The following is a 20,989-nucleotide window of genomic DNA, read 5'->3' on the forward strand; positions in this document are numbered from 1 at the left end:
TGTCGAAGATGGTGGTGTTTTGAAAATGAGGCTGGATTCTGCACAAGTCAAGCAGACTGGGTCAAATGCGCACTGACACACGATGTGTCGCCTGCCCTCAAATCCTCAACGCCCCCCGTCCGCCACCAGCTTCGAAGAAAACTGCCCCACAGCCGTCACCACCTGCTGCGCCCCGGACTGGATCTCGCTGATCACGCTGCCAGCCTGCTGGGCCAGGCTAAGGCCAATTTCGGCCTGTTTTCGGCTCTCCCCCATGCTGACCACCGCCTCTTCCACCAAGGCGTTGTTCTTCTGCACCACTTCGACGATTTCCTGGGTAGCGGCGCTGGTGCGGCCAGCCAGCTTGCGCACTTCGTCCGCCACCACCGCGAACCCACGGCCCTGGTCGCCGGCACGTGCCGCTTCGATCGCGGCGTTAAGCGCCAGCAGGTTGGTTTGCTGGGCAATGCCACCGATGGTGGAAACAATGGATGTGATCAGGTGCGACTGGTGCCCCAGCGCCTCGACGCCCGTGGACACGCTGGTAACCTGGGTGACGATGCGGTTCATGGTGTCGACCGTATCGCGCACAGCCTCGGCACCGCGCTGGGCGGAGCTGTCGGTTTGCCGGGAAATTTCGTAGGCAACGTCTGCCGCCGAGTTGACCTGCTGCTCGTGTTCCACCTGCTCGGTGATATCCACGGCAAACTTCACGATCTTGTACAGCTGCCCACGGGTATCGCGCACCGGGTTGTACGACGCCTCCAGCCACAGCTCACGCCCGTGCTTGTCGAGCCGCTTGAACCGCTCGGCAACGAAGCGGCCGTCATTGAGGCTGGCCCACAACTGCTGATACTCCGCAGACCTGGTGTACACCGGGTCGCAGAACAGGCTGTGGTGCTTGCCGACGATTTCCGCCAGGGTGTAATGCACGGTGTTGAGGAAGTTCTCGTTGGCCGTAAGAATGGTGCCGTCGAGCTTGAATTCGATCACCGCCGTCGAGCGGGACAGCGCCTTGATCAGCTCTTCATTCTCGCGGGCCTGGTCGATGCCAGCCGTGACGTCAATGGCGTAGGCAGACATGTGCGTGACTTCACCTGTGGGCGACTTCACAGGGCACCAGGCTGCACGCATCCACACCATGCGGCCATCGGCGGCAAAGTAACGGTAGGCGTCGCTTACACCGGTACCTTTGGCAATCGCCGCCTGGAAGTTCTTGTAACACGGCAGCTCCTTGACGTAGCTGGGCGCCAGCGTACCCAGAGAACTGCCTACCAGCCGCGAGGCGTCGATGCCGATGAACTGTGCGAAGCGTTCATTGACTGCGGTGATCTGCATGCCCCGGTCGACGGTGATTTCAAGCATCTCGTCGGACCTGCTCTGTTCTGCAGCGCGCAGCCTGGACAGTTCCTGCCTGAGCGCCTCGACCTCTTCCTTAAGCCGTTGGTTGAACATGGAACACCTCGCATGGTTGGGCAGCAACTCGCGGGCCTGCACAGCCCCGGTAATGGTAGGACACTGGAAACAAGCCTCAGGTTTGCCGCCCTTGCTGTAACCACACGGCAAGGTCCGTTGCCGGCATGGGCCTGGCGTAATAATAGCCCTGCCCCTGATCGCAGCCCCATCCACGCAACACATGGTGATGCAGGTCGGTCTCCACGCCTTCGGCAACCACGGTCAGGCGCAGGTCACGCAACAGGCTGACCAGGCCACGTACGATGTGCCAGTCGTTGCCGCCCGGTTGCAGCTCCACCAGCAGGGAGCGGTCGAGCTTTACGCTGGTGGCAGGGATTTTGCGCAGGTAGATCCAGTTGCTGTAACCGCTGCCGAAGTCATCGATGCCGATCGCGACGCCCAGGGCGCGGAAACGCTGAAGCTGCTCATGCACCGTGTCGAAGTCCGTGACCAGTGCGCTTTCGGTGAACTCCAACTCGACCTGCGCAGGGCTGACGTCATATTCAGCCAGTGCCTTGTTCAGGTCGTCATACAGTTGCCCGTCACCGAGGTCGAGCGCCGAGATGTTGAGCGACACCTGCAGGGTGATCTGGTGGGCCCGCCAGTCAGCGATCTGTTGGCACACCTGCCTGATGACCCAGCGCGTGATGCCGCGGATGGACGCCGTGGTTTCTGCCAGCGGAATGAACTCTGCCGGGCTGATCTGGCCCAGGGTTGGGTGCACCCAGCGCAACAGCGCCTCCACCGCCACGCAGCGGTTGCTGTTGAGGTCCATGCGCGGCTGGTACACCAGGCTGAGCTGGTCTGGCGCGGCAAGTGCCGCTTCCAGGGCGTTGAGAATGGCGGTGTTGCGCCGCAGGCTGGCATCCACCACCGGGTCGTAGGCAAGCCAGCGCTGGTCGGCCTTGCGCGCGGCGTCCGTCATGCTCGCCATCAACCGCAGAATGTCCAGCGACGGGTCGACATCCACGCCCAGTGCAAGCACGCTGATGCCCACGTCCGGCACAACGGGCACGTTACCGCTGTGTAGCGGACCGCTCAGGGAACGCACCAGTTCACCCAGCCGGGCGCCCAACACGGACGCGTCACAGGCACCCACCACGGTCATGAAGCCCAGGGTGCTGGGCCGGTACAGGCGGCAACCCTCCGGTAGCGCCGCCATCAGTATCTCTTTCACCGCCAGCATGAAATTGGTAAAGAACTCGATACCGAGTGCCTTGAACAGGCTGTCCATGCCGGCGGCCGATATCGGCTCGATGAAGATAGCCACCTGGCCTGTCAGCGCCGCCGCATCCTTGAAGTCGGCTTCGAAACGGCGGCGGTTGGGCAGGCCGGTCATGGGGTCATAGAAGTTCTGCTGGTGGATCGACTGCAGGCGCTCGACCACAACCCTGGCGGCGTTGCTGAGCAGGTTGCGGTCCCGCTCGCACAAGGCCGGCCGGGCCTCGTGATCAATGATGCAAAGGCCACCCAGGCTCACCCCGGGGCGAATCACCAAGGGGGCACCCGCGTAATAACGAATATGCGGGCTGGCCTGTACCAGCGGGTTATCCACAGTGCGGGCGTCCTGCAAGGTGTCGCAGATTTCCAGCACCGACTCTTGCCAAAGCCCGTGAGCACAGATCGACACTTCCCGGGGGGTGCGGTCATCCGCCAGGCCAATCTTGGCCTTGAACACCTGATAGTCGCGGTCTACCACGCTGACCAGTACGGTGGGCACGTCGAAGTAGGCACACAGCATGTTGACTATGCTGTTGAGTACCGGGTCGGAGCCGCCCGCCAGCTCGGAAGTCAGGCGGTCCACTTCAACCAGGCGCAAGCGCTCGTCTTGCAGGATCGTTAAATTGTCCATGAAAACTCCGGTTGAAGTACCTTTGAATCGTAGCCTATAAGGCACAATGCCAGCTTATCTGGCATTTATTGTTAAGGACAATGAAAGCCCAAGGGGGCTGCGGCCAAAAAAATCTATTGGACGGTGCCTGTTATCTCGCCTATGAGTCCCTGAGGCTCTGCTGTTGTGTTGCAGGTTCGTACTGATGAATTCCAGACTATTCCGGAGTGATTCTTGACCTGGTTGAAACGTGTAATCGTCGCCCTTTTGCAGCGCCTGGAACGGGTGCAGCTGAGTGTTGCCAGCCGTTACCTCGGCGCCGTGCTGGTAGTGGCCTTGTGTTGCGCCGCCCGTGCGCAGATGTCGCCTGCCGCACTCCCCTATCTGTTCTTCATACCCGGCCTGATGCTCATCGGCTTCTGGTTTGGCACCGGGCCTTCTGTACTGGGTTGCACCCTGGCGGTGCTGGCTGCACAGTACTTTTTCATCGGCCCACTAGGGTTCGCCGCAGACTGGACAGCTTGGGCCAACAGCCTGAGTTTCGGTTTGGTGACGCTGGGCATGGCGACGATCTGCTCGCTGCTGCGCAGCAACCTCAACGCCGTGGACCACTTGAACAGAACCCTGGAAGATGAAGTGGAACGCCGTACCGATGAACGGGACAGTATCTGGAACGTATCCCCGGACCTGATCTGCACCCTGTCCGACAGCGGCCAGCTACTGGCCATGAACCCGACGTGGCAGCTGGCGACAGGCTGGAGCGAGGAGCAGCTCAAAGCCGGCGCATTCTACAGTTTTATCTCGCCAGCGCAGCTGGCAGATGCATTGCGCGAACTCAACGGCAAGCCCATCGCCGAACTGGACACGCAAAGCGTGCGCAGCAACGGCCAGCCTTTGCTGCTGAACTGGCGCATCACCAGCCTTGCCGGTATGTATTGCGCCGTAGCCCGGGACGTTACCCAGTACCGCGAGCGCCAACAGGCCTTCGAGCGGGTGAGTTCGCAACTGCAGCAAAGCCAGAAGATGGAGTCGCTGGGGCAACTGACCGGTGGCCTGGCCCATGACTTCAACAACCTGCTCACCGTGATCAGCGGCAGCCACGACATGATCGAGCAGCGCCTGGCCCAAGGCCGCCACGGCGAGCTGGACCGCTACCTGGCGCTGGCCAGAACAGCCACGCGCAAGGCCAGCACCCTTACCCACCGGTTGCTGGCGTTCGCCCGCAGGCAGCCGCTGGCCAGCGCGACGGTGGACGCGGTGCTGTTGATCGAGGACATGAAAGACCTGCTGTCCAGAACCCTTACACCGCGCATCGAATTCCAGTTCGAGCCCTCGCAGGGCTCGGCGCTGTGCTACTGCGATGCGCATCAGCTGGAGAACGCCCTGCTGAACCTGTGCATTAACGCCCGCGACGCCATGCCACAGGGGGGCCGCTTGCAGGTGCGGGTGAGCAAGGTGGCGATCGGGGCGGGCCATGCCGAGCTGGCAGCCGGCGAATACGTGGAAATCTGTGTGACCGACACGGGCATGGGCATGCCGGCCAGCGTGGCGGAGCGGGCGTTCGAGCCCTTCTTCACCACCAAGCCGCTCGGCTCGGGTACCGGGCTGGGGCTGTCGATGGTCAAGGACTTCGCCCGCCAGGCGTCGGGCACGGCACTGATTGACTCGGTGATGGGCGAAGGGACGTCCGTCAGCTTGCTGCTGCCGATTTACCGTGACCCCGCACCTGCCGCTGTTGCGGCGCCTGTAGACGAATCAGCAGGTGAACCCGCCAGCCAGCGTGGGTGTGCCATGGTGATCGAGGACGAGGCAGCGATCCGTGAACTGGTTGCCGAGTCCCTGAAGGAACTCGGCTTCGAGGTGATCGAGGTGACCGCCCCTGCTGAGGCCTTGCAGCAGATCGACCAGCGCCCAGACCTGCAACTGGTGGTGACCGACCTGGTGCTGCCTGGCAGCCTGGCCGGTGACCACATTGCCGAAGGCGCCCGGGCACGGGTGCCGGGGCTGCGGGTGCTGTTCATTTCCGGGTTGATCGACGGTGCCGCCGAACTGGCAGAGCGCCAGGACCGCACCCGGCTACTGCCCAAGCCCTTTACCCTGCAGCAGTTCAAGGCCTGTGTGGAAGGCATGTTTACAGAGGCAAACACCACAACCCAACCGTGACCGCAGGGCGCCATCGCTCGATCACTTGCAGGCTGCGCGGCCTACCCCTGGCAAAACCGAATACGGTTGCCAAACGGGTCGTAAACCTCCAGCACCTTGCCCCACCCTTGCTCGACAATATCCGGCCGCCCATACCCATACCGCTTGGCGGCCAACTCATCGCGCAGGCGTTCGATGTTCACCATGGGTATAAACAGCGTGCTCCCCGGGCTGGCATCCCCATGGTGCTCGGACAGATGCACTTTCAGCCCGTCGCGCTGAATACCCATATACAACGGCAGGTCCGCTTCAAAGCGATGTTCGAACTCGACCGTGAAGCCGAGGAACTCCAGGTAAAACTCCCGGGCTTTCGCTTCATCGAACATGCGCAGAATGGGGATGGCGGTTTCGAACCGGATTGCTGAAGGGTCGGGTGCCGTGGGGAGCATTGCCGAAGCGGTGTTCCAGTCCTTGTAACCCAACTGCTGCGCCACGATTTCCAGCGCCGCGGAATGGGGCAGATTCTGGTCCCGGGTTGCCAGGGATGCACGCAATGCCTTGGCCATGCGCTTGGCGGTATCAATAGTCGACATCTTGCCTCCTGAAGCCGAAGCAGACCGGTGCTCGCATTGCCAAACCTCGGCTGAACAGAGGATGTACACAAATGAGGTGTTGAAATGCTTTCACCTTTCCGGGACGGAGCGAGCGGCAGGCAGCATTGGCCTGGGGGCGATAGTACAGGGTGTGAGGGTGGGCCGGAAGGCGGGGCGGTGTTAAGTGAGCACTGGCCCTACTGACGCTAGAAACTCTGTGGTTTCCCGGTTGGAACGCAGGCGCACCACCTGGCACTCCGCAGGCGCGGTGGCCGCCAACTGTTCCATCTTGGCACGCGCAGTGTTTCTCGATGACCAGATGTACTTGAAGAACTCGGGAAGGTTGCCGAGCAATTCCGGGCAATTCTCCGGCAGGTCTGGGCGCGTGCGCCCCCGGTTCGACAAGGTTCTGAAAACCACGCGCCAGCACCTGAGCGCGAGGGAGCGGTCGACCCAGATGAGAACGTCGGCACGGGCCAGACGGGTATCCCAGGTTTGCGAGTGACCGCCTTCGAAGATCCATCGCTCACCGGCTTCTACTTCATGGCACAGGCGGGTTTTCTCGTCCCGGCTGCGTTCTACCCAGCCAGGTTGCCAATGGATGGTATCGATGTGGATAACCGGCAGGCCCGTGCGCTCGCCCAGTTGGCGGGCCAATGTGCTTTTGCCGGCGCCGGGTTGGCCGACGATCATGACCCTTTGCACGTGAACTCCTTTTCTATGGGGGGTGTTGTTGATGTCGGTGCGGGAACGGCAACCCTTCGTTGCTACGCTTCGCCCGCACATGAGCTTGCCGCAATGTCCGCTGACGCTCTGGCTGATGAGCATCGTGTGTGCACTTGAAACAAGCATCCATGAGGCCCCAAGTTCAGGTTGGAACTGCCACGATCCTTCCTACGAGATTGGGTGACAGCTGTGTGCAGGGTAGGAATACCGGGAAGCTTGGAAACCCGGCCAAGCCGAGGCCTGCCCACACACAGCCGCCATTAAAGTGACAACCTGCACACAGGAGCGCCTGCGATGGCGACTGAAGACTTTATTGGTGCGCGGCTGTGGGGGCAACATCCCAAAGGTCGGATAAAGCTCGTCTTGGCGTAGGAGCCAAGAATGCAGTGCAAGAACTCATTGCCTCATCAATGCTGATGCCGATGATGAATATCCGGAAAGTGCGCATGGCTGTGGCGCATCGGCAGGTGCTCATGCCGATGGCTGTGAGGCTCCGCCCTATCCCATTCGAAGTAATGGTCGTGCTGATGGTGTTCATCATGCACATGCCGGTGATCATGTAGCTGGCGCAGGTGCTGATGTTCGTGGGCATGGCTTTCGGTCAGGTGTATCCACACGCCGAGCGCCATCAGCGCAGCAGCTACCCAGAACAACCCGCTCACAGCCTCGCCCATGAACAGAATCGAGATGGCAGCCCCAAGGAACGGCGCAATCGAGAAGTACGCCCCCGTACGTGCAGTCCCCAGCCCTCTCAATGCCAGCACAAACAGCACCAGGCTGAAGCCATAGCCCAAAAAGCCCACGATCAGGATCGGCCCAAGCCGCGCCAGCTCTGGTAGATGCGCGCCAAGCGCAATGGCCAGCACTGTGTTCACCACACCCGCTACCACGCCTTTGGTGCCCGCAATGAACAACGCGTCGGACGCCGAGATCTTGCGCGTCAGGTTGTTATCCACAGCCCAGCACATGCACGCGCTCGCCACTGCAAATGGCCCCAACCAGCCCTGGACGCCAGTGGGGCCCTGCGGCCAGGCCAGCAGCACGCCCCCCGCGACAATGGCCACCATGCCAGCGACAATCCGGCGGTCAGCGTTTTCCTTGAACACGATCCAGGCCAGTACCGCCGTCAGCACGGCCTCAAGGTTGAGCAGCAGCGACGCGGTAGTCCCTGAAGTGAGCGCCAAGCCAAACATCAATGCGACCGGCCCCAGCACTCCACCAAAGGCGATTGCGCCCAAAAACCATGGCCACTCTGCTGCTGCCAGGCCGGTAGGCGTCCAGCCACGGTCGCGAACTAGCCGGGTGATGGTCAGCCCTACGCCGCTACCCAGGTAGAGCAAGCCGGCCAGCAGAACCGGAGACATGCCCAGCCCCAGGAACTTGGCCAGTGGGGTACTTGCACCGAACAGTAATGCGGCGCCCAGCGCGTAGACGATGCTGTTGGTCATGGTACGGTCCGTAGTGCAGTGGGTTTTGTATGAACGATACCCCTCCCGTGCCCTGCCCGCACGCACAAGCCAGCCTCATCAGGGAGCAATCTTCGCGGGATCCACCTGTAGCATCCAGCGGCTCCGCTGGGACTGAAGCGCCTCTTCAAGCACCGAGGCTTCCCACCCGTTCTGGGCATCGCGGCTCTGCTCAAATGTATCGTTCAGAACCTTCAGCAAGTTACGCGACTGAGTAACAGCTTTGGGCGTGGTCACATCGTCCTTGAGATCGCCCTGGATGTAAGTAAGCACTCGCTCTTTCTGGCTTGCCTGCTGAGTGGCGCTGGCCTCTACCAGAATCCCCTCATCGTAGGCCAAGCGCGTACTGCTGCTCGCCTGGTCATCGATCAGGTGATAGGTGTAGTTCTGCGACTTGCGGTCGTTATCCAGATTGAGGGCTCCCTGCTGGCCAGTGGCGCGATGGAACGAAGCCTGCAGCTTGCTCTGCTGATGCTGCTCAACGGACAAGTTCTGCAAGGCCCGCCCTTTGATAGACGTGGTCTGCGACAAGTTGAAGCTGAAACCGTCCACTTCATCTGGCCGCATCGGGTTTGAACTGCGTGCGGCCTCGCTGATGGATGCTTTGAAGTCTGCCAAGCCACTCAACAGGGCACGGTCCTTATCGGTCAGCGGCAACGGCCGCTGAGTAACCGGCTGGCGGTTGTCATCCATGCTGTTGAGCGCGCTGAATGCATCCTTGAGCAGGCCCACCAGGTGCCTGTCGCCATGCCCACGACTTTGCGCCGCGTCGAACTGGTTCAGGTAATTGTCGATTGCGGTTTTGCGTTGGGCGCGGTTACCCAGTAACTCGGCATCCTGTGTGTCCAGGCTAAGTTTCACCTGGCCGGATGGGCCCTCGAGGCTGAGGCTTCGCGCCTTGTCATTGAGTGCCAGATCAAATGCCTGCTCGCCGCTGGGGGTTTCCAGCTTTGCCGTCATTTGCAGTGACGTGAACACCGCTGGATCAAGCTTTACCAGGCTGCCCAATTTCAGTTGCGGCGGTACTTCATACAAGCCATCGATAGCGGACTGGAATGAATCAGCCAGTTCGCCTAGCCCCTTCAGCTCATCAGCAGTGAGTTCAGCACCTTCAACTTCGGCGCTGACAGCCAAGCCCTTTTCGCTGCTGGCCAACAACAGCTTTACAGTAGCCCCGGAAGCGGTGGTGAGGTTGAACGTAACGCCGTTGTCCGGGTGATTGCGCAGGTTCTGTTGCTGGAGCTTGAGTTCATCCGCAGTTAGCGGCGCGTTATCTGTGTAGGTGAATAGCGACTGGGAAATGCTGTTGCCGCCATTCAGCGCCAGCTGCTGCATAAGCGCGCCGCCAATGCCCTTGAAGCGGCTGGCGGTTCTGGACGACTCGAACGCAGTTTGCAGGGTTGTGGATAACGTATTCTGGCTGTCACTTTCCCAGGCATAGCGGGTGCGGACTGAGAGCAGGCTATGGCGGGAATAGATGTCTGGATCATTGCCAGTAGGGGTCTGGCCGAGAACGACGTGGCTGCTCGGCGAGGATGGCGAATCGGCGATTGGAGTAGCGGCCTGCTTGCTCGCGATCGCTGGAGATGAATGCGAAAGGGTGGCGCTTTGGTCCAGGCGATAGGTTGCTGTTATCGAAACCATGGGGGCGTCCTGCCGGGCGTGGGTGTTGCAATGATATCGGCAGGCCATCATGTTTCATTAGGGGAACGACTGAGCTTGTGCAGATTGCCCCTACGTGATCCAGCGAGAAGCCTTACAGGAGCGCGACTTGCGAACAGCCACAGCCAGCGATACGTTGTTTTAGTCGACGTACATTGCTTGATCGCTCTCGGCGACCTGAACGAGAAGGCGCGACAGCATTACAACCACGACTGCAGGCGCTTTTTTAGGGGTGCTGTTTCGAGTAATGGCGGCTGTGCGTGGGAGACCTTAGGGTCTGCCGGGTTCCTTTTCCTCGGTTCGCCAACCTGCGTACAGCGGCCACCTTAACCGTGTGGCGACGGGGGTGCGGGGGCTGAGGACTTATGCGAGGTGCACCATGGAAAAGTCAAAAGTAATGGCGAGTTGCGAGGACCAAGCACTGAACCAGTCCGATGTGGTTTCGCTGATTGATGATTTAGGGCTGGATGGTGGGATCAACGCTGATCGAGACCAGATTACAGCCATCGGTAACGGGACATGGGACGCTTGGTTCGACGGGATTGGCGTCGACGCAGATGCCATGACAGATCGCAAACAGCCGCTCGTTCAGGAACGTCAGAAATTTTGAAGCAGCGGCGGATTCGTCACCATGGTCCATGTCTGGAAGGATTTGACCAGACATGGCCCTACCCTTCTAGCCCTTCTCCTGAACAGAATCTGGATTGCTTTCGTACCGCAACCATCCCGCGATACTGGAGCCTCCCCCTGCGCGATCCTTGGGATGAACACGCCCTTCATTAACAGGCACCTCTGCAAAATCAAACGGGCTCATGCCCTCAATGCACGCAACATTGACCCCGTACTGGTCGGGCGAAGAGCGGCGCTGGTGGAAGGTATAGATACCGCACTTCGAGCAGAAGTAGTGCTTGGCTTCGCGAGTGTTGAACTGATAAAGGGTCAGCGCCTCTTGCCCCTGGGTGACAGTGATATCCCCCAGACTGGCCGATACCGCCACAGCACCTCGCATACGGCAGAGTGAGCAGTTGCACCTGCGTGCGGTTCGCAGGCCGTCGGTCAAGCGCAGCGAAAACCGCACTGTCCCGCAATGGCAGGCTGCTTGGTAAACAGGGCGATCATCGCTTTTTTCATCAGTCATGGCGTTTCTCTAGTATAGGAAACTAACTTGAAGACTCACGGCACAGGCTCTGAATGTATACCCATCGGCCTGAACCGTGATTGCCTCCCACGCGCAGCCGCTAGCGCAGCAGGTTAGTCTTCGCCAAGTCCAGCACCTCGTCACCGCGCCCGCTCATTACCGCTTTGAGCATGTACAGACTAAAGCCCTTGGCCTGCTCCAATTTGATCGCCGGCGGCATGACCAACTCCTGAGTAGCGGTGACCACGTCGACCAGCACCGGGCCATCGTGCGCCAGTGCACGGCGCAGGGCGTCTTCCAGGTCTTCCGAGCGCTCTACGCGGATCCCCAGGATGCCCATGGCATTGGACATGGCGGCAAAATCGGGGTTGTGCAGGTCGGTGCCGGTGTCGAGATAGCCAGCCGCTTTCATTTCCATGGCGACAAAACCCAGTGAGGCGTTATTGAACACCACTACCTTCACAGGCAATTTCAGCTGCGAGAGCGAGATGAAGTCCCCCATCAACATGCTGAACCCACCGTCGCCGCTCATCGAGATGACCTGGCGACCCGGGAAGGCTGCCTGCGCGCCCATGGCCTGAGGCATGGCATTGGCCATCGAGCCATGGTTGAACGAGCCAACCAGGCGACGCTGCCCATTCATCTTCAGGTAACGCGCTGCCCAGACGGTAGGCGACCCCACGTCAGCGGTAAATATCGCGTCTTCGGTGGCCAGTTCGCTGAGCAGACGCGTGACGTATTGCGGATGGATCGGCCGATCGCCTTTGGATGGCTCCGCCAAGTCGTCCAGGCCCTGGCGCGCCTTGCCGTAGGCTTTCAGTGAGTCGTCCAGGAAACGGCGATCAGTTTTGCGCGTCAGGCGCGGCAGCAGCGCGTTGAGGGTTTCGCCGACATCGGCAGCGATGCCAAGCGACAGGGTGGCACGGCGCCCCAGCGCTTGCGGGTCACGGTCAACCTGTACGATCTTGGCATCGCTCGGGTAGAACTGCCGGTAAGGGAAGTCGGTGCCCAGCATCACCAGCGTGTCGCAGCCCAGCATCGCGTGGTAACCGGAGCTGAAGCCAATCAACCCCGTCATGCCAACGTCGAAGGGGTTGTCCCACTCCACGTGCTCCTTGCCCCGCAACGCATGGACCACCGGCGCGCCAAGCGCGTCGGCCAGGGCTACCACCTGGTCATGAGCCCCCGCGCAGCCGCTGCCGCACAGCAGGGTCACCTTATGGCTGTCTTCCAGCAACTCGGCCAGGCGCTGCAAGTCGGCTTCCGCTGGCAGGATGCGCGGCTGCTGCAACGCAGGCCAGGCTGCCGGCTTCTCCTCCACCTCCAACAGCGATACGTCACCGGGTATCACCACCACTGCGACACCGCGATTGAGAATGGCCGAGCGCATTGCCCGGTGCAGCACCTGCGGCATCTGCGCCGGGTTGCTGACCAACTCGATGAAATGGCTGCATTCCTTGAACAGCTCCTGCGGGTGGGTTTCCTGGAAGTAGTTCAGGCCAATCTCCGAGGACGGGATTTGCGCAGCGATGGCCAGCACCGGCACCCGGTTGCGGTGGCAGTCGAACAGGCCATTGATCAAGTGCAGGTTACCCGGCCCGCAACTGCCTGCGCATACCGTCAACTCGCCGGTGACCGCCGCCTCTGCACCGGCGGCGAAGGCTGCGACTTCCTCATGGCGCACGTGCATCCACTCGATGCTGTCCATGCTGCGCAGCGCGTCGGTCAGGCCGTTGAGGCTGTCGCCGGTGAGGCCCCAGATCCTTTTGATACCGGCCTGCTCGAGGGTCGAGGCCAGTTGCTGGGCCATGTTGATCTTTGCCATGAGAGCTCCTGGTGCGAACGGGAAGAAGTGATCGATGGGAATAGAGACAGGCGTGGGGTGGGGGGTGTTCGGTTAGATCTGTGAAGGAATCGTCATGTGGTCGGGCGTGCCTGCAGGCCTGCCGCAAAGGCCATGCGCGTGCGGTGGTAGACACGCGCCATGAGCGGTGCCGCATTGCCAGCCATCGGGTACTCAACGTACCGAGCCCCGTCCCGTTCCCACTTCCGGGAACGGTTAGAACTTCGCTCGCAAGGTCACCACGTAGTTCTTCGGCTCCCCATAGAAGTTGCCATAGCCCGACCGACCCACCGTGCTGTAATAGCGTTTGTCGAACAGGTTGTTCAGGTTCAAGGCGACGTCAAAGTTTGAGTTGACCTGGTAACTGGCGAACGCATTCCATACGCTGTAGCCGGCCTGGCTGAAGGCAAAATCGCTGCTCACCAGCACGTAGTCGCCCGTGTTGTTGCGCTGGTACACCGCACCTTTGACTGCGGTAGGCGATTGGGCGGTAACCCCGCCGCCGATCTTGAGCTTGGCCAAGGGCCCACTGAGTTGGTATGCGGCGAACAACTTGGCCTGGTGCTTGGGCTGCAATAAGTTGCTGTCGAGGTTGCGAGTAATGCTGTCGCTATTGGTGACCTGATTATAGTTATAGGCAATTGTGGCTTGCAGACGTTCGAGCAGTTCGCCCGTGATTTCAAAGTCTATGCCCTTGCTGACCATCTCGCCGGCAGCGGCGTAACAGCAGTTGCCGCTGGCGCGATACAGTTGTGAGGCCTGGCCGTCGCGCTTGGTGTAATACAGTGCGAGGGAGGTATTTACCCTGCCATCGAGCAGCTCTCCTTTGATACCGGTTTCGTAGGTAGTGCCGGTGACAGGGTCCAGCGCGGCGCGTGCCGGGGTAATGTAATTGGCCTGAGATTTATACGTTTCGCTGCCGCTGGCGTACCAGGTCCACTGTTCGTTGAGGTTGTAGCTCACCCCGGCAAAAGGTGTGAATACACGGCGATCATTGTAGGGCGTAATGTCGTAGGTGTCGCCGTCATAGAACGCGTAGCGGTTGCTGTAGTTGCTGTAGCGCCCGCCCAGTGTAGTGCTCAGGGCGTCGGTGAGGTGCAGGCGCCATGAACCATACACGCCCGACTGGCGCGTGCGGGAATCGTCCTCGCCGTTCCAGTCGAGACGGTCAGCCGGCAGGTATTCCCGTGGGTTGAACGTAAAGATGTTGGGGATCTCGCGGTTATCGCCACCGGTGTAGTAGTTGCCGTGGGTATCGGTGTCAGTCCAGTCCCATCCGAGTAAAAAGTCGTTGTCGAAGCCCAGCAACCGCTCGCTGCCCTTGAGGTTGAGGTCGAAAGTTTTGCTGGTGGCTACCGGATTTTGATAGCCGTATTGTGCGCTGACGCCGGAGCCGTCATCCATCACTGCACCGGAGAAGTTGTAGCTGCCAGAGCTGTTTTTATCCACGGTGTAGGTTGTATCCAGCGCGGCAGCCCAGTGGTCGCCAAGTTGCTGGTCAAGGTGCAGGAACGCGCTGTTGGTAAAACCGTCGGTGCGGTCGTTAGCGCCGCTCAGGTAAGTGCTGCGCGGCAGGTGCAGATCGGCGCCGTTGATGCTGCGCACCAGGCCGTACACCTGGTCGCTTTTGTAGTAGTCGTTGTACGTGGTGCCCAGCAGCAGCTGCGTACTGCTGCCAAGGTCCGCCTCCAGTCCCCCATAAAAGAACTTGGTGTTCAGGCGGGCGCGGTCGTAAAACTGGTCGCTTGTATTGCTCACCAGCACTGAGCGCCCGCGCAGTGCGCCGTCAAAACCCAGTGGGCCGCCGACATCGAGCATTTCGCGGTAGTTGTTCCAGCTCGCCACTGAGCTTTCGACCAGCACCTGCGGCGCCACCGTAGGGCGCTTGCGCACCAGATTCACCGAGCCACCGGGCTCGCCTGCGCCGGAAAACAGCCCGTCGGTGCCTCGCAGAATTTCAATACGGTCGAACATCGCCATATCGAGTTCTTTGCTCCCGCCGTAGGTCCAGGCCTCTGTAGGCGGGGCGCCGTCGACACGGAAGCTGGTGATCTCCGAGCCGCGGGAAATGTAGCGCGTGGAGTGTGCCGAGGTCTGGTACACCGATACCCCGGGCGCTTGAGCAAGGGCCTCATCGAGGGTGGTCAGGCTTTGATCCTGCATGCGCTGCTGGGTAATCACGCTCACCGATTGCGGGATGTCTTTCAGCGCTTGCGTGCCCTTGCCGAGGGTGACTGCATGCGTGGCGTAAGCACCGGTACCTTCTGTGGTTTCACCCAGGCCGCTACTGTCGACATAGCTCACACCCAATTGCACAGCGTCGCCATCAGGCTGTTCGGCCAGCTGGAATTCGCCTTTACCGCTGGGCAAGGCGGTGAGGCCGGTGCCGGCCAACATCTGGGCCAGCGCTTGCTCGACACCCTGCGCGTTCACCACCGGCTGGCTCCGGCGGTCGGCGGTGAGCGCTGCATCGCCGCTAAACAGCACCCCGGCCTGGCGGGCCAACACGTTCAATTGCTGCGCCAAGGGGCCGGCGGGCAGGTTGAAGCGCTTTTGCTGTTGGTTGGCGCCGACAGCCTGGGGGGCGCTGATGGCCAGCATCATGGCCATGGCCAATGGGGCGCGATAGTTCGGGTGCATGCTGAGTCCTTGCGATGTGCTCAATGGGTGGCTTCAACCCACCAAGCGAACGAGCGCTGCAAAAGCAGAAAATATTTTTTAACTTTTCGCTTGTGGCTCAAGCGTGACCCACCAGGGCAGCAGTTGTTCGCGGCGCACTGGCAGCACGCGCTCCAGCATGGCCAGGGCACGGTCGCTGTCGAGCAAGGGGAAGGTGCCCACCACTCGCAGCGGCTCAAGCGCCGGCGCCATGCCCAGATGACCGCGACGGTACTGGCCCAGCTCGGTGAGCACCTGGCGCAACGGAGTGTTGTCGGCGACCAGCACACCGCGCTGCCAGTGGTGCCGCTGCGCTTGCGCGGTTTGGTTGGCGTGCAACTGCTGCGCATCGAAGCGCAGTGCCTCGCCAGCCAACACCTGGCGTGTGGCGTGGCTATCAGCGCAGGTGGCTTGCACCGCCCCCTCGAACACGGTGAGCAGAGCATTCCCCCCCTGCACACAGGCACTGAAGCGCGCGTCCTGTGTTTGCAGGTGGCCGGCACGCGTGTGCAGGTAGAGCGGGCGTGGGTCACGAGCGGTGTGCACTAGCACTTCGCCTGCATACAACTCCAAGCTTCGCTGCTGGCCGCTGAAACTGGCACTGAGCGCGCTGTTGCTGTTGAGCCATACCTGCGTGCCTTCTTCGAGCGTGAATGCGCGGATTTCAGCAAAGCCTGTGCGGTAGCTGGCCAGCCAAGCGGCGGGCGTACTCACCCAACCCTGCTGCCAACTTTGCCACCCCAACCAAGTACCAGCGCCCAACAAACCAAGGCTGCCAAGCAGTTGACGGCGGCTTTGCCGGCGTTGCTGCAGCGCGCCGAATACCTGCTGCGCGCTGTCGCCTTGCACGAGGCCAAAGCGTGCGTTGATGCTCTCCACGTAACCCCAGGCGACACGGTGGCTGGGCGTTTCGGCCAGCCAGCTGGCCCAGCGCTGCTGTAGCTCGGCATCCGCCGGGGCGCCATGCAAGCGAGCAAACCAGTGGGCGGCAGCTTGCAGTGCGGCATGGTCGGCGCTGTGGCTCATGGCAACGCGCCGTCGAGTTCGGCTTCGAGCAGCAAACAGCGGTACATGGCTTTGGCCAGGTAGGTACTGACACTGCGTTCGGTCACGCCCAACTGCACGGCGATCTCCCGTTGGGTCAGGCCCTGGAGTTGTGCCAGCAAAAAAGCCTGGGCTACCCGTGCAGGCATGCGGTCGAGCATCGCCTGCAGTTGGGTGAGGGTCTCCAGGATGATGGCCTGGTGCTCCAACGATGGCTGGTAGGACTCGGGCTGGCCGGCCAGCACTTCGAGGTAAGCCTGCTCGACTTTGCGCCGGCGCCAGAGATCGAGGTACAGATTGCGCGATACCCGGCCGAGGTAGGCTCGGGCGTGGGTGGCATCGGTGAAGGCTTTCGGGCGGGTGAGTACCCGCACGAATACATCATGAGCCAGGTCTGCGGCCTCGTGGGCGTTGCCGAGTTTGCGTTGGAGCCAGTGACGCACCCAGCTGTGATGGTCGCGATAGAGGGTTTCTAGCGGGCTGGCTGGGGGCATGGGAGGATGCTTGTTAATGGGAATTGTTAGCAATTGTAATTGGCGGGGTATTATCGGGCAAGTGGAGGAAAGGAGGAGAGACGGCGGCCCGTGGCACGTCGTGTCGCAGAAATAGGTGAGCGGGGAGGTTTGGCAGTTGGTTGGAAGAATGGGGTCCGACGGAATGCCATAATGAAAAAACCGCCAAAAGGTGGGTTTTACGGGGTTCCAGAGATTTTGGTGGCCTTCGCTGGAACCTGGACTGGTGCAGAGACAGACGGACGGTTGTTGGCCGTGATCGCCCGGTTTTCGCGGGGCTGGAATTTGGTGGATTTTTTGATGTACCTCATAAGGTATCTGTAGACAAATCAGTTAGTTATGGCTTTCAGTGGAATCGAATCGGAACTGCGGAGGCTCCTCCCACCCACTTCAAGTGGTACGTAAGGAACGGCAGAAACGACCCAAAGCGGCTCTTGGTGGAGGGCGACGATCGGCCATAAGCTGTCATTCAGGACGGAAACGCTAAACCTCAACTGAACGTAGACACACTGCCGACTACTTCGTACCCTCAGGGCTGGTGCGTCGGTTTTGCTCATTTAGCTTGATCACCCGGCAGACACCAGCATTTTGCCACGGAGGGAAAAATGAAGTTCTACGCAAACAAACTGAATGGAAACTTTCTCAGAAATGCGCTTCCCGACGAAAGTGTTCAAATTGATTGGGTTCGCGCAGCTATTGCTTACGGGAGTGATGAAACTACTCTCGTGGAAAATTGTGTGGAGCACGGCCGTAGACTTGACATATGGATGCGATACGACCATACGGTTCCGGTAGATCCTCGTCTCCTTAGATTCTTGCTTCGAAACAGCGAGAACAATATATTCTGCATTCTTATTCCGGATGTCCTTCACGCTAAGGTAATTTGGTGGAAGAACTATGGCGTATATGTTGGCTCCGCAAATCTCACTGACCGTGCCTGGGTCACTAATATTGAGTTCGGCGTATTTATCCCAGAGCAGGACCTAGAGGCCAATGGACAAATAACTGATATAGAGGGGTTCTTTGAATCCTTGATTTCCTGCGATGCGGCACAACAGTTGACGGAGGAAATAATCCAGGAACAAGAGAGGATTCTTAGACTCAGAGAAAAAGACCTGCAAAAAATTGAGCGCGGGTCGGAGAGTTTGAGGAGCATCAAGAGGTGGGAAGGCCCGGCGTTTACGAGCTCCGATAAAGCTTTTGATATTCGCAAGGAATCTTTCATTAAGGAATGGCGCAACGGGCTCTCCGTTTTGCGAGATATTGCGCATAAAGCCCCGGATTATCGTCCAAGGTGGCTCAGTCAAGATGTGCCTGCGGCTTGGCAAGCGGACCAATTTCTACACGCCTTCTACTACAATAAAGTGGTTGATGGAGTTCGTCACCCATTTGATGAGCACTATCAGAAAAATAGGAGAGATCCAACCGCAAGCATGCTGGCTGCGCTGAAGTGGTGGTCTGGACTGGACGCGCCTCCATCCAGTGAAGACGTGAATTGTCACGTCCGAGCCCCTGTCATACGTCGTTATCTAGAAAAAAACAAGGTAAGGTTTCTTTCACTAGAGGAGTTCTCTGAGGTTCTGCAGGCCAACCACTCGACCGTAGACCACGTGCGTCGTATGAGGCTTGAGGAGTTAGGTCTGAGGGAAGTGCAGGACGTTACTGAGGCGCACCGTGTTAAGGCATTCGCCAAAACACTATTTAGACAGCAAAATGAAAGGGGTGAAACAGTCTTAGACATCTTAGCCTTTGTGCTTGATGGCGGTTCTCCAAGTGACATTCCGGCAAGGCTGTTTGAGGTGGTGCATAACTCAGCAAGAAGATTCCCTCATTTTGGGAACAATCAAATCGCAGAACTTGCAGGATGGGCCCGTCCCGAGTTGTGCCCGCCACGTAACGGCAGAACCAGTAAGGGGTTAAGGGCGCTAGGCTACGACGTTCACATATACTAAAGGTTTCAGTATGCTGCGTATGGTATAGCTAAACAATCGTAAGCGCTCCATGAACCCCACATTCAAAGCGCTTACCTGATCCCCGATGCTGTGCTCCCGATTTCATTCTGGAGCTCGCTCACCATGATGCGACCCGACGCCAAAGTCGAAAAAGTGTACCTCTACCCCAAGCCCGTCGACTTCCGAAAGTCCATCGATGGCCTAGCCGCGCTGGTCGAGCTCGATATCAAAGTGGCGGTGTTCGATCCGGTGCTTTTCGTCTTCCTCAACAAGCCGCGCAACCGGGTGAAGATCCTGTATTGGGAGCGCAACGGCTTTTGCCTATGGCTCAAGCGCTTGGAGTCAGAGCGGTTCAAAACCTCGCCCGATGTCACTGACGAAGTCATTATCCTGACCGTCCAGGAGCTGAACTGGCTGCTCGACGGCTTCGACCTCTGGCGTAACCGTCCGCATCAGGTTTTGACGCCTCGATACGTCGCCTGATTCGGTATAATCCGCGGCATGATTTCCATGCCCGAAGACCTTCCTGACGATCCTATTCTGCTCAAGCAACTGCTTGAACAGATGATCAACGAGCGCGCATCGGACAAGGGTAAGATCGTTCATCTCGAAGAGGAAGTTGCGCTGTTGCGCCAGCGCCTGTTCGGGCGCAAGAGCGAGCAGACAGGCGATGCGGCGACGCCACAGTTGCCGCTCTTCGACGAAGCGGAAAGCCTGGCTGAGCCCTTGGATGAGGCCGGCGACGAAGAAGTCGTTGCACCCACCAAGCGCCGTGGCAAACGTAAGCCACTGCCGGCTGATTTGCCGCGTATCGAAGTTGTCCACGAACTGCCCGAGCATGAGCTGACGTGCGCTTGTGGCTGCCGCAAGCATGCCATTGGTGAAGAAGTCAGCGAACAGCTTGAAATCGTCCCGATGCAGATTCGCGTCATCAAACATGTTCGCAAGGTGTATGGCTGCCGCGACTGCGAGTCAGCGCCCGTAACGGCGGACAAGCCTGCCCAAGTGATTGAGAAAAGTATGGTTAGCCCTAGTGTGCTGGCCATGCTGCTGACCATCAAATACGTAGACGGCCTACCGCTTCATCGCTTCGAAAAAGTGTTGGGGCGCCACGGTATCGATATCCCGCGCCAAACCCTGGCGCGCTGGGTGATTCAATGCAGCGAGCACTTCCAACCGCTGCTGAATCTGATGCGCGAAAGCCTGTTGAGCGGTCGGATCATCCACTGTGATGAAACACGTGTGCAGGTGTTGAAGGAGCCTGGCCGTGAGCCCAGTAGCCAATCCTGGATGTGGGTACAAACCGGCGGCCCACCTGATCGGCCAGTGATCCTTTTCGACTACGCCACCAGCCGAGCGCAGGAGGTGCCGACGCGCCTGCTGGATGGCTACCGCGGCTATGTCATGACCGACGACTACGCCGGTTACAACGCGCTGGCTGCACAGGACGGCGTGGAGCGGTTGGGCTGCTGGGCGCACGCACGCCGCAAGTTCGTCGAAGCGCAGAAAGTGCAGCCCAAGGGTAAAACCGGGCGCGCAGACATCGCCCTGAATTTGATCAACAAGCTGTATGGCATCGAGCGCGACCTTAAGGACGGCAGCGATGAAGATCGTAAGGCTGCCCGCATGGAGCGCAGCCTGCCATTGCTGGCTCAGCTGAAAAGCTGGGTAGAAAAAACGCAACCTCAAGTCACGACGCAGAATGCCTTGGGCAAGGCCATCGGCTACTTGGCCAGCAACTGGAGCAAGTTGGAACGCTACGTCGAGCACGGCTGCTTACCGATCGACAACAACGCAGCCGAGCGTGCGATCCGCCCGTTTGTCATCGGGAGAAAGAACTGGTTGTTCAGTGACACGCCCAAAGGTGCCACTGCCAGCGCACAACTCTACAGCCTGGTAGAGACGGCAAAAGCCAACGGCCAAGAGCCCTATGCGTGGCTGCGCCACGCACTGGAACGCCTGCCGTAGGCGTGCTCAGTGGAAAACTA

General features: G+C 59.8%; 15 protein-coding genes and 2 pseudogenes. 5 read left to right on the plus strand and 12 right to left on the minus strand.

Annotated elements, in window-relative coordinates; translation table 11 throughout:
* Nucleotides 1-105 precede the first annotated feature (105 nt).
* The 3 genes and pseudogenes from IAE38_RS24295 to IAE38_RS10790 all read right to left on the minus strand — a co-directional run bounded on the left by IAE38_RS24295 (nt 106) and on the right by IAE38_RS10790 (nt 3,286).
* Nucleotides 106-681, minus strand: a complete 576-nt coding sequence (locus IAE38_RS24295) for a methyl-accepting chemotaxis protein (protein WP_442968280.1) — start codon at nt 679-681, stop codon at nt 106-108.
* Nucleotides 658-1,617: pseudogene (locus tag IAE38_RS24300) on the minus strand (PAS domain-containing protein); the annotation flags it as partial. The pseudogene IAE38_RS24300 and the gene IAE38_RS24295, both read right to left, overlap by 24 nt.
* On the minus strand, nt 1,511-3,286 hold the full coding sequence (locus tag IAE38_RS10790) for a bifunctional diguanylate cyclase/phosphodiesterase (protein WP_201217542.1): 1,776 nt from the start codon (nt 3,284-3,286) through the stop codon (nt 1,511-1,513). The pseudogene IAE38_RS24300 and the gene IAE38_RS10790, both read right to left, overlap by 107 nt.
* Nucleotides 3,287-3,499: 213 nt before the next feature.
* Between IAE38_RS10790 and IAE38_RS10795 the strand changes: the two genes are divergently transcribed.
* The gene (locus tag IAE38_RS10795; protein WP_201217543.1) at nt 3,500-5,428 is read left to right on the plus strand and encodes an ATP-binding protein; all 1,929 of its coding nucleotides are present in this window, start codon (nt 3,500-3,502) and stop codon (nt 5,426-5,428) included.
* Between the two features lie 41 nt (nt 5,429-5,469).
* Here IAE38_RS10795 and IAE38_RS10800 read toward each other — a convergent pair whose 3' ends face one another.
* The 4 genes from IAE38_RS10800 to IAE38_RS10815 form a co-directional block, all read right to left on the minus strand.
* Nucleotides 5,470-6,000, minus strand: coding sequence for a glyoxalase superfamily protein (locus tag IAE38_RS10800; RefSeq protein ID WP_201217545.1), 531 nt, complete (start codon nt 5,998-6,000; stop codon nt 5,470-5,472).
* A 180-nt stretch (nt 6,001-6,180) separates the two neighbouring features.
* Nucleotides 6,181-6,705, minus strand: coding sequence for an AAA family ATPase (locus IAE38_RS10805; protein WP_201217547.1), 525 nt, complete (start codon nt 6,703-6,705; stop codon nt 6,181-6,183).
* A gap of 428 nt (nt 6,706-7,133) precedes the next feature.
* Complete coding sequence (locus tag IAE38_RS10810) at nt 7,134-8,174, minus strand: DMT family transporter (protein WP_201217548.1); 1,041 nt, start codon at nt 8,172-8,174, stop codon at nt 7,134-7,136.
* Nucleotides 8,175-8,252: 78 nt separating this feature from the next.
* The gene (locus IAE38_RS10815; protein WP_201217550.1) at nt 8,253-9,836 is read right to left on the minus strand and encodes a hypothetical protein; all 1,584 of its coding nucleotides are present in this window, start codon (nt 9,834-9,836) and stop codon (nt 8,253-8,255) included.
* Between the two features lie 397 nt (nt 9,837-10,233).
* On the opposite strand from IAE38_RS10815, the gene IAE38_RS10820 reads away from it, so the two are divergent.
* Nucleotides 10,234-10,464, plus strand: coding sequence for a hypothetical protein (locus tag IAE38_RS10820; RefSeq protein WP_201163555.1), 231 nt, complete (start codon nt 10,234-10,236; stop codon nt 10,462-10,464).
* A 66-nt stretch (nt 10,465-10,530) separates the two neighbouring features.
* On the opposite strand, the gene IAE38_RS10825 is transcribed toward IAE38_RS10820, so the two are convergent.
* The 5 genes from IAE38_RS10825 to IAE38_RS10845 all read right to left on the minus strand — a co-directional run bounded on the left by IAE38_RS10825 (nt 10,531) and on the right by IAE38_RS10845 (nt 17,031).
* Nucleotides 10,531-10,992 (minus strand): GFA family protein, encoded by a 462-nt coding sequence (locus tag IAE38_RS10825; protein ID WP_201217552.1) that lies wholly within the window; start codon nt 10,990-10,992, stop codon nt 10,531-10,533.
* A 100-nt stretch (nt 10,993-11,092) separates the two neighbouring features.
* Nucleotides 11,093-12,817, minus strand: coding sequence for a ubiquinone-dependent pyruvate dehydrogenase (gene poxB, locus IAE38_RS10830; protein ID WP_201212267.1), 1,725 nt, complete (start codon nt 12,815-12,817; stop codon nt 11,093-11,095).
* Nucleotides 12,818-13,051: 234 nt separating this feature from the next.
* A complete protein-coding gene (locus IAE38_RS10835; protein WP_201217554.1) occupies nt 13,052-15,475 on the minus strand; it encodes a TonB-dependent siderophore receptor in 2,424 nt (807 codons plus the stop codon).
* Nucleotides 15,476-15,553: 78 nt separating this feature from the next.
* Nucleotides 15,554-16,519, minus strand: a complete 966-nt coding sequence (locus IAE38_RS10840; protein WP_201217555.1) for a FecR domain-containing protein — start codon at nt 16,517-16,519, stop codon at nt 15,554-15,556.
* Nucleotides 16,516-17,031 carry a sigma-70 family RNA polymerase sigma factor gene (locus IAE38_RS10845; protein WP_201217557.1) on the minus strand — a complete coding sequence of 172 codons (516 nt, stop codon included), beginning with the start codon at nt 17,029-17,031 and terminating at the stop codon, nt 16,516-16,518. Before IAE38_RS10845 ends, IAE38_RS10840 begins: the two co-directional genes overlap by 4 nt.
* 623 nt (nt 17,032-17,654) lie before the next feature.
* Here IAE38_RS10845 and IAE38_RS10850 point away from each other — a divergent pair.
* From IAE38_RS10850 to tnpC, 3 genes and pseudogenes are all read left to right on the plus strand, one after another.
* Nucleotides 17,655-19,001 (plus strand): phospholipase D family protein, encoded by a 1,347-nt coding sequence (locus IAE38_RS10850; RefSeq protein ID WP_201217559.1) that lies wholly within the window; start codon nt 17,655-17,657, stop codon nt 18,999-19,001.
* Nucleotides 19,002-19,124: 123 nt separating this feature from the next.
* Nucleotides 19,125-19,484: an IS66 family insertion sequence element accessory protein TnpB gene (gene tnpB, locus IAE38_RS10855; RefSeq protein WP_060483656.1), complete on the plus strand. Its 360-nt coding sequence runs from the start codon at nt 19,125-19,127 to the stop codon at nt 19,482-19,484.
* Nucleotides 19,485-19,502: 18 nt separating this feature from the next.
* Nucleotides 19,503-20,966: pseudogene (tnpC, locus tag IAE38_RS10860) on the plus strand (IS66 family transposase); the annotation flags it as partial.
* Nucleotides 20,967-20,989: the final 23 nt, after the last annotated feature.

This window comes from Pseudomonas sp. S32 (genome assembly GCF_016648095.1).
GTDB classification, from domain to species: Bacteria; Pseudomonadota; Gammaproteobacteria; order Pseudomonadales; family Pseudomonadaceae; genus Aquipseudomonas; species Aquipseudomonas parafulva.

Coding starts and splice junctions, on each gene's coding strand:
- IAE38_RS10790 (WP_201217542.1), bottom strand. CDS start 3,286: ATGGACAATTTAACGATCCTGCAAGACGAGCGCTTGCGCCTGGTTGAA.
- IAE38_RS10800 (WP_201217545.1), bottom strand. CDS start 6,000: ATGTCGACTATTGATACCGCCAAGCGCATGGCCAAGGCATTGCGTGCA.
- IAE38_RS10810 (WP_201217548.1), bottom strand. CDS start 8,174: ATGACCAACAGCATCGTCTACGCGCTGGGCGCCGCATTACTGTTCGGT.
- IAE38_RS10815 (WP_201217550.1), bottom strand. CDS start 9,836: ATGGTTTCGATAACAGCAACCTATCGCCTGGACCAAAGCGCCACCCTT.
- IAE38_RS10820 (WP_201163555.1), top strand. CDS start 10,234: ATGGAAAAGTCAAAAGTAATGGCGAGTTGCGAGGACCAAGCACTGAAC.
- IAE38_RS10825 (WP_201217552.1), bottom strand. CDS start 10,992: ATGACTGATGAAAAAAGCGATGATCGCCCTGTTTACCAAGCAGCCTGC.
- poxB (WP_201212267.1), bottom strand. CDS start 12,817: ATGGCAAAGATCAACATGGCCCAGCAACTGGCCTCGACCCTCGAGCAG.
- IAE38_RS10835 (WP_201217554.1), bottom strand. CDS start 15,475: ATGCACCCGAACTATCGCGCCCCATTGGCCATGGCCATGATGCTGGCC.
- IAE38_RS10840 (WP_201217555.1), bottom strand. CDS start 16,519: ATGAGCCACAGCGCCGACCATGCCGCACTGCAAGCTGCCGCCCACTGG.
- IAE38_RS10845 (WP_201217557.1), bottom strand. CDS start 17,031: ATGCCCCCAGCCAGCCCGCTAGAAACCCTCTATCGCGACCATCACAGC.
- IAE38_RS10850 (WP_201217559.1), top strand. CDS start 17,655: ATGAAGTTCTACGCAAACAAACTGAATGGAAACTTTCTCAGAAATGCG.
- tnpB (WP_060483656.1), top strand. CDS start 19,125: ATGATGCGACCCGACGCCAAAGTCGAAAAAGTGTACCTCTACCCCAAG.